The 11,663-nt window shown below is 65.6% G+C and carries 9 protein-coding genes; 5 read left to right on the top strand and 4 right to left on the bottom strand.

The window, feature by feature from the left end; genetic code table 11:
- Nucleotides 1-12: 12 nt before the first annotated feature.
- Nucleotides 13-330: a hypothetical protein gene (locus RM532_RS06130; protein WP_311652313.1), complete on the bottom strand. Its 318-nt coding sequence runs from the start codon at nt 328-330 to the stop codon at nt 13-15.
- Nucleotides 331-414: 84 nt separating this feature from the next.
- Nucleotides 415-1,611, bottom strand: a complete 1,197-nt coding sequence (locus RM532_RS06125; protein WP_311652312.1) for an acyl-CoA dehydrogenase family protein — start codon at nt 1,609-1,611, stop codon at nt 415-417.
- Nucleotides 1,612-1,850: 239 nt separating this feature from the next.
- On the opposite strand from RM532_RS06125, the gene RM532_RS06120 reads away from it, so the two are divergent.
- Complete coding sequence (locus RM532_RS06120) at nt 1,851-2,618, top strand: glucose 1-dehydrogenase (protein WP_311652311.1); 768 nt, start codon at nt 1,851-1,853, stop codon at nt 2,616-2,618.
- A 27-nt stretch (nt 2,619-2,645) separates the two neighbouring features.
- Here RM532_RS06120 and RM532_RS06115 read toward each other — a convergent pair whose 3' ends face one another.
- Both RM532_RS06115 and htpG read right to left on the bottom strand, forming a co-directional pair.
- A complete protein-coding gene (locus tag RM532_RS06115) occupies nt 2,646-3,452 on the bottom strand; it encodes a crotonase/enoyl-CoA hydratase family protein (RefSeq protein WP_311652310.1) in 807 nt (268 codons plus the stop codon).
- 86 nt (nt 3,453-3,538) lie between these two features.
- Nucleotides 3,539-5,467 (bottom strand): molecular chaperone HtpG, encoded by a 1,929-nt coding sequence (gene htpG, locus RM532_RS06110; protein ID WP_311652309.1) that lies wholly within the window; start codon nt 5,465-5,467, stop codon nt 3,539-3,541.
- An 80-nt stretch (nt 5,468-5,547) separates the two neighbouring features.
- Here htpG and RM532_RS06105 point away from each other — a divergent pair, with 80 nt between their 5' ends.
- The 4 genes from RM532_RS06105 (at nt 5,548) to RM532_RS06090 (ending at nt 11,618) form a co-directional block, all read left to right on the top strand.
- Nucleotides 5,548-5,904: a VOC family protein gene (locus RM532_RS06105; RefSeq protein ID WP_311652308.1), complete on the top strand. Its 357-nt coding sequence runs from the start codon at nt 5,548-5,550 to the stop codon at nt 5,902-5,904.
- 84 nt (nt 5,905-5,988) lie between these two features.
- Nucleotides 5,989-6,933, top strand: coding sequence for an aspartyl/asparaginyl beta-hydroxylase domain-containing protein (locus RM532_RS06100; RefSeq protein WP_349255278.1), 945 nt, complete (start codon nt 5,989-5,991; stop codon nt 6,931-6,933).
- A gap of 278 nt (nt 6,934-7,211) precedes the next feature.
- The gene (locus tag RM532_RS06095) at nt 7,212-9,404 is read left to right on the top strand and encodes a TonB-dependent siderophore receptor (protein ID WP_311652306.1); all 2,193 of its coding nucleotides are present in this window, start codon (nt 7,212-7,214) and stop codon (nt 9,402-9,404) included.
- Between the two features lie 93 nt (nt 9,405-9,497).
- Nucleotides 9,498-11,618: a TonB-dependent siderophore receptor gene (locus tag RM532_RS06090; protein ID WP_311652305.1), complete on the top strand. Its 2,121-nt coding sequence runs from the start codon at nt 9,498-9,500 to the stop codon at nt 11,616-11,618.
- Nucleotides 11,619-11,663 lie beyond the last annotated feature (45 nt).

Raw genomic sequence — 11,663 nt, 5'->3', positions numbered from 1 at the left:
TTCGAGGCGCGCTCAGGCGCGGCGAACGCGAACCTCGGCCGCCACACCACGCTCGACGAGCTTGCCGCGGACTTCCGCGGCCACCTGGTCGTGGACCCGACGGCTCACCAGCCGCGGGGCCACGCGGCCGAGTTGTCCGCCCCAGCGAGTATGCTCGCGCGCCAGTTCGATTGGATTGTCGATCGTGATCTCGATGGCGGCGCCGCGTTCCGCCGGATCGAGCCGGGCCTGCACCTGGCGCAGGCGCAGCCAGAGCACGACGCTCAGAGCGCCGAGCCCGGCAGTGGCGAGGATCAGGACAACAACAAGGGCAGTGAAACCCGGGGGCATCGGCGCGAGCAGGGCAGGTTGGCGGCGCGCAAGCTTAGGGCGTGACCGCGTTGCCTGCAACGCGCCCCCGGCGTCGGATGACGGTCAGGCGGCATCGCTGTCGTCCTTGCTCTGCGCTGCGCCTTTCTTCTTCTTGCCCGGCAGAATGCCCATCAGCTTGCAGATGATGCCCAGCATGATCTCGTCGGCGCCGCCGCCGATGGAAATCAGGCGGGTGTCGCGCAGGGCGCGGGCGGTTTCCGATTCCCACATGTAGCCCTGGCCACCCCAGTACTGCAGGCAGCTGTCGGCTACTTCGCGGGCCAGCCGGCCAGCCTTCAGCTTGGCCATGGAGCAGAGCATGGTGGCGTTCTCGCCGCGGGTCATGGCCTCGGTGGCGCGGTAGACGGCCGAGCGCAGCATTTCCACCTCGGTCTTGAGTTCGGCCATGCGGAAATGGATGGTCTGGTTATCGATCAGCGGCTGGCCGAAGGTCTGGCGGTCGCGGGTGTAGTCGATGGTGGCATCGATCAGACGCTCCATGCCCTTTAGCACGCTGGCGGCGCCGAACAGACGCTCCTCCTGGAACTGCAGCATCTGGTACATGAAGCCGGCGCCTTCCTGGCCGATCAGGTAGCGCTGCGGCACCCGCACGTCGTCGAAGAACAACTGTGCGGTGTCCGAGGACCACATGCCCAGCTTGTGCAGCTTGCGGGCCCGTTCCACGCCGGGGGTATCCAGCGGCACCATGATCAGCGACTTGTTCTCGTGGACCTTGCCCTCCGAGGTGTTGGCCAGCAGGCAGATCCAGTCTCCCTTCATGCCGTTGGTGATCCACATCTTGGAGCCGTTGATGACGTAGTCGTCACCATCCTTGCGGGCGGTGGTCTTGATCCCGGCCACGTCCGAGCCGGCCTGGGGTTCCGACACGCCGATGCAGGCCACCTGTTCGCCCGATACCGCCGGGGCCAGGAACTCGGCCTTCAGTTCATCCGAACCGAAGCGGGCCAGCGCCGGCGTGGCCATGTCGGTCTGCACGCCGATGGCCATCGGTACCGCGCCGCAGGACACCCGGCCGATCTCCTCGGCCAGGACCAGTCCGTAGCTCCAGTCCAGGCCCAGGCCGCCGACGGATTCGGGCTTGGTGATGCCCAGTAGCCCGAGCTCCCCCATCTTGCGGAACAGTTCGTGGGACGGGAATTGCTGGGCCTCCTCCCACTCGTCGATGAAGGGGTTGATCTCGTTGTCGACAAAGCGCGCGACCGTGCGGCGCAACTCTTCTTGCTCGCTGGTGAACTGCATGGCTGATCCTCGCCGAGGCAAATAATGAAATCGGTGTTACCGGGAAGAATCCCGTAATGCAGGCGTTGTTAGTAGCACGGCGGCAGCGAAGGGCTCAACAGGTAACGGAAATTTCTGTTTTCGGTTGCGATCCCCGGTGTCCCGGATCACCCGGACTTTCCCGGGTGTCCGGTAGCGGTTACATTGCCGGGAAAACGCGACGATGCACGTCACGACCACAACAACGGAGGAGAGCGAACATGGGGGATTTGCAGGGCAAGATCTGTCTGGTTACCGGCGGACTGGGCGGTATCGGCCGGGCCTGCGTGGAAAAGTTTCTTGCCGAGGGCGCGACGGTCCTGTTCACCGATCTGGACGAGGCCGCCGGCCGGGCCGCGGCCGAGGAGCTGGGCGACCGGGCGGCGTTCATGGTCCAGGACGTCACCGATACCGACGCCTGGCGCGAGGTGTTCGCCACCATGCGGGAACGCTGGGAGCGGGTCGACGTGGTGGTTAACAACGCCGGCATCGCCGAAGTGGCCAATATCGAGGACGTCAGCCCGGCGTCATGGCGGCGGACGCTGGCGGTAAACCTGGACGGGGTCTTCCACGGCACCCAGCAGGGTATTGCGGCAATGAAGGCTGGCGGTGGCGGGTCGATCGTGAACATCGCCTCGATCGAGGGCTTCATCGGCGAGCCGATCGTGCCGGCCTACAACGCCAGCAAGGGCGGGGTGCGGATCTTCTCGAAATCGGCGGCCAACCACTGCGCCCGGTCCGGTTACAACATCCGCATCAACTGCGTCTGCCCGGGCTTCGTGGGCACCGAGATGGTGTCCGGCGCCATGGCCGCCCTGCCGCCCGATCAGGCGGCCGATTTCGAGACCGCCCTGATGCAGCGGGTACCGATGGGCCGCCTGGGCGAGCCCACGGAAGTGGCCAACGCGGTGGCGTTCCTGGCCAGCGACGAGGCCAGTTTCATCACCGGCGCCGATCTGTGCGTGGACGGCGGGCACACGGCGAGCTGAGCTCGGGCGGTGCCGGGTCGCGCCTAATCAGATATCGGTGAAGTCGCCGCTGCGGCCCTTGCCGTCGGCGAAGCGCCCGGCGCCGGTCACGCCCTCGCCGGACAGGCAGGCCTGGCCGTTGTACCACTCGCGTCGCTGGGCCTCTCGCACGCTCAGGCCGTGCTGCATGTACACCGACCGCCGGTCGGCATTCATGCAGGCCTGGGGGAAGCGGGCGATATCGGCGGCCATGGCCTGGGCGTGCTCGCGGGCGCTGCCGGACGGCACGACCGATTCGCAGGCGCCGATGCGCAGGGCCTCCTCGGCGCCGACCTTGCGGCCGGTCAGGATGATCTCCATTGCTCGGCCCTGGCCCACCAGCCGGGGCAGCCGTACGGTGCCGCCGTCGATCAGCGGAATGCCCCAGCGCCGGCAGTAGACGCCGAAATAGGCGTCCTCGGCCATCACGCGGATGTCGCACCAGATGGCCAGTTCGAAGCCCCCGGCCACCGCCGGGCCCTCGACCGCCGCGATTACCGGCTTGGACAGGTCCAGCCGGGTGGGGCCCAGCGGCCCGCGCGGCACCGGGGCGTTGTCGTCGAACGGGTAATCCAGTTCCGGCAGTGGGCGGTTGCTTTCGCCCAGGCTGCTGACGTACTTGAGATCCCAGCCGGAACAGAAGGCCCCGCCCTCGCCCCAGAGCACCGCCACCCGGGCCTCCGGATCGGCGTCGAACTCGTTAAATGCCGCAACCAGCGCGTCGGCGCTGGCCGGGTCCATGGCGTTGCGGGCCTCATCGTAACGGCTGTGGATGAGGGTCCAGACGTGGCCCTGCTTTTCTGTGCGAACGGTCATGTGGGCTCCCGATGGATGGCAGGCCGGCAACCTTAGCAATTGGTCATCGGCCGTGCGCCACCCGTCGGGCCGCGCGATTGGTTCGGTCAGGCCGCGGCGCCGTCCCGGTTGCCGCCATCGCCGGACAGGCTCAGCAGCATCTGGTTCATCCGGCGCACGAAGGTGGCGGGGTCGTCGAGCTCGCCGCCTTCGGCCAGTACCGCCTGCTCGTGCAGCAGGTGGGCCCACTCGCCGAAACGGTCATCGTCGGTTTCGCCGTCCATGCGCTTGACCAGCGGGTGAGTGGGGTTGACCTCGAGGTGGGCCTTGCTGCCCATGGGTATGGACTGGCCGGCCTCCTTGAGGATGCGCTCCAGATGCGCGGACAGCCCGGCCTCGTCGGCCACCAGACAGGCCGGGGAATCGGTCAGGCGGTGGGTGACGCGGACTTCACCGACGGTCTCGCCCAGGGCGGCCTTGAGTCGCTCGAGCAGATCCCTGGACTCGTTCTCCAGCTTTTCCTGTTCGGCCTTTTCCTCGTCGGTTTCGGCCTCGCCCAGGTCCAGCGCACCCTTGGCCACGGACTGGAATGCCTTGCCCTCGAATTCGGTGAGGTGGGCCATGACCCACTCGTCCACCCGGTCGGTGAGCAGCAGCACCTCGATGCCCTTCTTGCGGAACACTTCCAGATGCGGGCTGTTCTTCGCCGCGGCCAGCGATTCGGCGGTGTGGTAGTAGATCTTCTCCTGCCCCGGCTGCATGCGGGCCACGTAGTCGGACAGCGATACCTTCTGGGCCGGATCGTCATCGTGGGTGGAACTGGCCCGGATCAGTTTCGCAATGACCTCGCGGTTGTCGCCGTCCTCGACCACGCCTTCCTTGAGCACCGGGCCGAATTCGGACCAGAATGCGGCGTAGTCTTCGGGGCGCTTCTCGGCCATGTCCTCAAGCAGGCCCAGCAGCTTCTTCACCGAGCCGGCGCGGATGCGGTCGATCACGCGGTTGGACTGCAGCAGCTCGCGGGACACGTTCAGCGGCAGATCGTTGGAATCGATGATGCCGCGCACGAAGCGCAGGTAGCGGGGCATGAGCTGCTCGGCGTCGTCCATGATGAACACCCGCTGCACGTACAGCTTCACGCCGTGGCTCTGGCGCTGCGGGTCGAACATGTCGAACGGCGCGCGCTTCGGGATGTACAGCAGTGATGTGTATTCCTGGCTGCCCTCCACCTTGTTATGTGTCCAGGTCAACGGGTCGTCGAAATCGTGGCCCACGTGCTTGTAGAAGGCCTTGTACTCGTCCTCGTCGATGTCGGACTTCGGCCGGGCCCACAGCGGGGCGCCGCGGTTAACCTGTTCCCAGTCGCCCGCCTTCTCTTCGTCGGCGTCGCCCTCGGTTCGCATCTTGATGGGGAAGGCGATGTGGTCGGAGTAGCGTTCGATCAGGTGGCGCAGCCGCACGGGCTCCAGGAACTCGTCCTCGCCCTCGCGCAGGTGCAGCGTCACTTCGGTGCCGCGGCCGGGCCTGGCCAGCTCTTCGAGGGTGTATTCGCCACCGCCGTCGGATTCCCAGCGGATGCCAGTTTGTTCCCCGGCCTTGCGGGTGGTGACGGTGACGCGATCGGCGACGATGAACGAGGAGTAGAAGCCCACGCCGAACTGGCCGATCAGGTGCGCGTCCTTCTTCTGATCGCCCGAAAGGGAATCCAGGAACGCCCGGGTGCCCGACTTGGCGATGGTGCCGATGCGGTCGATCACCTCGTCGCGATTCATGCCGATACCGTTGTCGGCAATGGAAACCGTGCGATTGTCGGCGTCCACCTCGATCCAGATCGCGAGGTCCGGATCCTTCTCGAACAACGAGTCGTCCGCCACCGCCTGGAAACGCAGTGTGTCCAGCGCGTCGGAGGCATTGGATACCAGCTCGCGCAGGAACACCTCCTTGTTGGAATACATGGAGTGGATCATCAGCTGCAGCAGCTGCTTGACCTCGGCCTGGAAGCCGTGCGTTTCCCGGTTGGGTGCGTTGTCGCTCATGGTTCTGATGTCCTCGCCGTTCGCCGATTCGGTCCCCGCGAGATAGGGTCGGTACGGCGTTTTTCAAGCGGAGATGCGACTTGCGTATTGAATCGGTGAATGCCGTGACGCTGTTCGTGGCGGATATGGAAGCCGCCTGCGGGTTCTACGAGTCACTGGGTTTCGTATTGAAGTTCGGAGGCCCGGCGGCTCGCTTTACCAGCTTTCATGCTGGCGACAGCTTTCTGAATCTGTCCCTGGCGCCGGCGCCGGAAACGGGCTGGGGTCGCGCGATCTTCCATGTGGACGATGTGGATACCGTACACGCGACGGCGCTGGAAGCAGGGCTCGAGCCCGCGTTCCCGCCGCGTGATGCGCACTGGGGCGAGCGCTATTTCCACATCCGGGATGCGGACGGCCACGAGCTATCCTTTGCCCGGCCGTTGTCCAGTAAGTGACGTATTCCCGGCGCCGCATTCCAGCGCTAGAATCCTTCGTCGACGGGTCAGGTGGACCCGGGGCAAGACGACGAGGACGCCGACATGGGTATCTGGGTGCTCACCGCCTTTGTACTGTGCGCGGTTTACGTGCAGATGCGTGGCCGGGTCCGGCACGCGGGGCTTGGCCGGAAGATTTCCGACCACGCCAATCTGTTCGCGCCGATCAACTGCCTGTTCTACTGGACCTCGGCGGTCCGCAGCGATCCCTATGCGGCCGTGGATCAGTTTCCCGAATTGCGGATGCTTCAGGAAAACTGGGAAACCATCCGCGACGAAGCCCTCGCGCTCAACGACAGTGCCCGCATCGCCGCCTCCGACCGGCTCGATGACATCGGCTTCAATTCCTTTTTTCGCTCCGGCTGGAAGCGCTTCTATCTCAAGTGGTACGGGGCCAGTCTGAAATCGGCCGAGCAACTCTGTCCGCGCACCGTGGCGCTGGTCAATCAGTGCAAGTCGGTTAAGGGGGCCATGTTCGCCATGCTGCCGCCGGGTGGCCGGCTGGTAAAGCATCGCGACCCCTACGCGGGCTCGCTGCGCTATCACCTGGGGCTGGCCACCCCCAATTCGCCCGACTGTTACATCTGCGTCGACGGCCAGAAATACCACTGGCGGGACGGCGAGGCAGTGATGTTCGACGAAACCTTCATCCACTACGCCGCCAACGAAAGCGACAGCAATCGCATCATTCTGTTTCTGGACGTGCGCCGGCCGGTCCGCCTGTTCCTGGTGGACTGGTTCAATACGCTGTTCTCGCGTCTGGTGGTGTCGGGTACGGCGAGCAAGAACACCGAGGCCGACAGGGTCGGTTTCATCAACAAGGGGTTCTACTACCTCTACCAGTTGCGCACGCTGGCCAAGCAGTTGAAGGCCTGGAACCGGCCGGTCTACTACACGCTCAAGTATCTGCTTTACGGCGGCCTGGTCTACTGGCTGTTCCTGCGTGGCTCGCTCGAGTGGCTAGCCGGGGTGGTCGGCGTAGCGGGCTGAGTCGCCGGCTCGAGCGCGGCCGACACGACGGGGCCTCAAGCAGCACGATTCCCGCGCGGCCGCAAGGCCGGCGCGGGTCGCAACCACGGCGATCATCTCCCCCGTCTGATGTTGGTCGGCAGCCTGATGCTCGGCCGCCCGCCGTCCCGTTCTCGGATTCCCGGCCGACGATCTCGATTCGTGTCGTTGCACGGCAGCACTGGAAACTCCCGAGCGCGTTCCGTAGAATGAATACGAATGACTTGCATTAATAACCAGTAATGATTGAGGGAGAGCTCATGACACGTCGATATCGGGGAATGGCGGCGGTTACCGGCCTGGCCATGGGTCTGGCGCTGCTGGCGCCGGGCCCGGCCGCAGCCCAGGAAGACGCCGGCAACAGGGCCACGGAACTCGGGCCGATCAGCGTCCAGGCACAGGGTGAATCGGCCACCGGGCCGGTGGATGGCTACAAGGCCGAGCGTTCCACCACCGCCACCAAGACCGACATCCCGCTGATCGAGTCGCCGCAGTCGGTGTCGGTGATCTCGCGCGAGCAGCTGGAGGACCGGCAGGCCGACAATCTGGCGGAGGCGGTGGCCTACACGCCCGGCATCTACGTGCAGAACCGGGCGGCGCAGCGGGTGATCGACTCGTTCTCCATCGACATCCGCGGCTTCTCCGCCCAGAACGCGACCTACCGCGACGGCACCCAGATCCAGGCCGGTCTGGTGTACGACTCGCCGCTGGAAACCTATGCGTTCGATCGCATCGAGATCCTGCGCGGCCCGGCGTCGATTCTCTACGGCCAGGCCCAGCCCGGCGGCATCATCAATCTGGTGACCAAGAAGCCGACCGCCCAGCCCCTGCGAGAGATCGGCCTGGAGATCGGCGGCGACGGCCACAAGCAGGCCACCGTGGATATCAGCGACCGCATCGATGAAAACGGCGAGTGGCGCTATCGCCTGACCGGCCTGGTCCAGCGGGCCGACACCTTCATCGATTTCGTCAACGACGACAGCACCTACGTGGCACCCAGCCTGACCTGGCAGCCCACGGATGCGACGTCGCTGACGCTGCTGACTCACTACCAGTCCTACGAGACCCGCTATCCCTGGACCGCGTTTCCACGCCAGGGCACCGAGGACCCGGGCCAGTTCGGCCAGGTGCCCGACAATCGCTACATCGGCGAACCCGAGTTCGACCGCTACGACTCCCAGGAGTGGGCTGCCGGCTATCTGTTCGAGCACGAGTTCAGCGAGGTGCTGACCTTTCGCCAGAACCTGCGCTACCGGGAGATCGAGTACGACGTACTCGACACCTTCCGCAACTACTTCGGGCCCTACATCGACAATGATCTGCGCACGCTGGTCGAACGTGGTCAGCGCATCCGCTACGACGAGGGCGACACCCTGACGGTGGACAACCGCCTGATCGGCAAGCTGCGTTTCGGGGCCGTTCAGCACACGGTGCTTGCCGGCATCGACTACAAGACCCTGACGCTGGATACGCAGACCAGCGGCTTCGTTCCCATTAACGGGCCTGCCAGCGACCTCGACCTGTTCAACCCGGTTTACGGCCGCGACTTCGTGCCGCCCAGCCTCAATCCGGCCACGTCCACCGACGCCGACCAGATCGGCCTGTACCTGCAGGATCACATCAAGTTCAACGACCGCTGGGTGGTGTCGCTGGGCGGGCGCCAGGACTGGGTGGAAGAAGAAACTACCGGCCAGCCGACTGAGGATCAGGACGAACTGTCGCTGCGCGCGGGCGTGGTCTACCTGGCCGGCGGTGGCTGGGCGCCCTACGCCAGCTACTCGGAATCCTTCACCCCGAATTATGGCGAGAATCAGTTCACCGGCGAGGCTTATGACCCGCAGGTGGGCGAACAGCTCGAGGCCGGGCTGCGCTATCGGCCGCCCGGCAGCGGCCTGTCCGCCACCGTGGCCGTATTCGATATCACCCGCGAGAACGAGGTGGTGCAGAATCCCGCCAACCCGGGCAACCCCATGGATCAGGTGCAGATCGGGGAAACCGATTCCACCGGGGCCGAGCTGGAAGTGATCGCGGATCTCACCGCCAACCTGCAAGTCATTGCCGGCTACACCTGGCAGCAGGTGGAGGTGGGCGAGGCCGGCGGTGCTCAGGCCACCAACGGCAGGCGGCTTGCGAACAAGCCGGAGCACCTGGCCAACCTCTGGCTGGACTACACACTCTATACGGGCCCGCTGGCCGGTCTCGGGCTGGGTGCCGGGGTGCGTTACACCGGTTCGTCGTTTGCCGACGGCGCCAATACCGTCCGGTTCCCTTCGGCCACGCTGGTGGACGCCGCCGTCCGCTATGACCTGGCCGGCAACGTGGGTTTGCAGCTGGCCGCCAACAATCTGTTCGACGAACAGCCCATTTATTGCGCGGGCACGGCCCCGACGTCGACTTGTGATTACGGCGTCCCGCGCCAGGTGGTCGGCAGCCTGACTTACCGCTGGCAGTAGCCGGTGGCCTCCGGGGCGCGGCAACGGCGCCGCGCCCCGCATGCCCGGCCTGCCGGCTCGCGGCGGGCCGACAAACGATGGAAGGGAAAGACGATGAACAGTCGGTTGTTCATGACCGCCTTCGCCATCGGCTTGCTCGGCAGCATGGCTCTCATGCGCGTCGGGCCCGCAAACGCTGAGCCGGAGGCGCGCAACGACAATCAGGAAGCCGGCGAATCCCGGCTGGATCCGATCGAGGTGTCCGGCGACAGCGGCCGGGAAAGCGATGCCTACATCAATCTGGATCAACCCAGCCAGGTGGGCAAGAACCGGGTGTCGGTGGCGGACACGCCGCAGTCGATCGAGGTGGTGGAGCAGGACTTCATCCAGGACATCGGCGCCCAGACCATCGAGGACGCGCTGGTGTATTCGTCGGGTGTGTTCGCCGAGCAGTTCGGCTTCGACACCCGCGTGGATACCGTATCGGTACGCGGGCTCGATGCCTCCCGCTATCTCGACGGCCTGCGCTCGATCTACGGGTTCTACAACAGCGTGCGCACCAACCCCTATGCGCTGGAACGCATCGAGGTATTGAAAGGGCCGTCGTCGGTGCTCTACGGCCAGTCGGAACTGGGCGGGATCATCAACGCCGTGTCCAAGCTGCCGCGTGCCGAGCAGCAGGGCGAAATCTGGGCCCAGGCCGGGTCGTTCTCGCGCATGCAGTTCGCCATGGACCTGACCGGGCCGCTGACCGAATCCGGCAATCTGCTCTACCGGTTGGTCGCACTGGGGCGGGATGCCGATACGCAGGTGGATTTCGTTGAAGACGACGGCTATGTGCTGTCGCCTTCGCTGACCTGGAAACCGCGTGACGGCACCGAGCTGACCGTCCTGCTCAACCGTCAGGTCAACACCGGCAAGGTGTCCGCGCAGTTCCTGCCCTCCCGCGGCACCATCGACCCCGCCCCGCGTGGCCGTATCCCCACGAACACTTTCGTGGGCGAGCCCGAGTGGGACCGCTACGACCGCGAGAAGACCGAAGTAACGCTGTTCCTGAATCAGCGCCTCACCGAGAACTGGGATTTCCGGGCCACCGCGCGGCATACCGATTCCGAAGCCGAAACCCGTGAGCACTGGACCCAGGTGGGCGAGGTGCCGGACGACGACGGCAACATCCCCCGCACCATCTTCCAGAGCGACAAGGCCACTGACGTCACCAACCTCGACCTTCGTCTGGAAGGCGTGGTGGAGCTGGGGCCGACGCGGCACCACCTGGCGATCGGTCTGGACCATCAGGATGCCCTGTTCACCGAGGACAACTACTACTCCGGGCCCGGTGAGGGCGGCACCATCAACGTCTATGATCCGCATTACGGCAATCTCCAGTCCCAGGTGCTGGACCCCGTCGACCGCCCGGACAGCGAAATCCGCCAGACCGGCCTCTACCTGATCGATCACATCGAGATCGATCGGCTGGTGGTGTCGGCGGCGCTGCGGCGGGATGACTCGGAAAACACCACGCTGGCCGTGGCCGGCCCGGATATCACTACCGAGGACGAGGTGACCACCGGCCGCGCGGGCCTGATGTACCGCTTCGATTCCGGTATATCGCCCTACGTCAGCTACGCGGAATCGTTCGTGCCCAATCTGGGTACCGACGAGGCGGGCGGCACGCTCGAGCCCACCACGGGTTCGCAGGAGGAAATCGGGCTGAAGTACCTGTCGCGCCGGCACAGCCTGTCGGTGGATCTGGCCTGGTTTGATATCGAGCAGGAAGACCGCGTTGCCCGCGGCAACACCCCTGGCGGTGTGACCCAGACCGGGGCCGTGGTCGACGGCTGGGAGGCCCAGGTCAAGAAGCGGTTCGGTCGCTTCGAGGTGCTGGCCAACTACACCCGGCTCGACGCGCGTGACGCAAGCGCGGGTACCCGCCTGGGCTATGTCGCCGAGGAGCTGGCCTCGATATGGAGCAAGTACCGCTTCGTGAACGGCTTTCGCCTGGGCGCCGGCGCCCGGCATCAGGCGGGGCTGGTTGGTGGCGGCGGCGCCACGGCAATCCCCGACGTCACGCTTTACGACGCCATGGTGGGGTACCGCACCGGCGCCTGGGACTTCAGCGTCAACGCCCAGAACGTCACCGACAAGACCTATGTTTCCTGGTGTCGCGGGCCGGGACTGGACTGCGGTTACGGCAGCCGGCGCAACGTCACCGCCAACGTCCGCTACCGCTACTGACAGGGTCGGCACGGCTCCGTCGAGCGGGCGGGCCCGTGCTATGCT

The sequence above is a fragment of the Spectribacter hydrogenoxidans genome (assembly GCF_031846275.1).
GTDB classification, from domain to species: domain Bacteria; phylum Pseudomonadota; class Gammaproteobacteria; order Nevskiales; family Salinisphaeraceae; genus Spectribacter; species Spectribacter hydrogenoxidans.
Note: the sequence above shows the minus strand (reverse complement) of the source record. Positions and strands in the feature narration are given on the sequence as shown.

What these genes read in the sequence shown, in the direction of transcription:
- RM532_RS06125 (WP_311652312.1), bottom strand. Translation starts at nt 1,611, where the DNA reads ATGCAGTTCACCAGCGAGCAAGAAGAGTTGCGCCGCACGGTCGCGCGC.
- RM532_RS06100 (WP_349255278.1), top strand. Translation starts at nt 5,989, where the DNA reads ATGGGTATCTGGGTGCTCACCGCCTTTGTACTGTGCGCGGTTTACGTG.
- htpG (WP_311652309.1), bottom strand. Translation starts at nt 5,467, where the DNA reads ATGAGCGACAACGCACCCAACCGGGAAACGCACGGCTTCCAGGCCGAG.
- RM532_RS06130 (WP_311652313.1), bottom strand. Translation starts at nt 330, where the DNA reads ATGCCCCCGGGTTTCACTGCCCTTGTTGTTGTCCTGATCCTCGCCACT.
- RM532_RS06120 (WP_311652311.1), top strand. Translation starts at nt 1,851, where the DNA reads ATGGGGGATTTGCAGGGCAAGATCTGTCTGGTTACCGGCGGACTGGGC.
- RM532_RS06115 (WP_311652310.1), bottom strand. Translation starts at nt 3,452, where the DNA reads ATGACCGTTCGCACAGAAAAGCAGGGCCACGTCTGGACCCTCATCCAC.
- RM532_RS06090 (WP_311652305.1), top strand. Translation starts at nt 9,498, where the DNA reads ATGAACAGTCGGTTGTTCATGACCGCCTTCGCCATCGGCTTGCTCGGC.
- RM532_RS06095 (WP_311652306.1), top strand. Translation starts at nt 7,212, where the DNA reads ATGACACGTCGATATCGGGGAATGGCGGCGGTTACCGGCCTGGCCATG.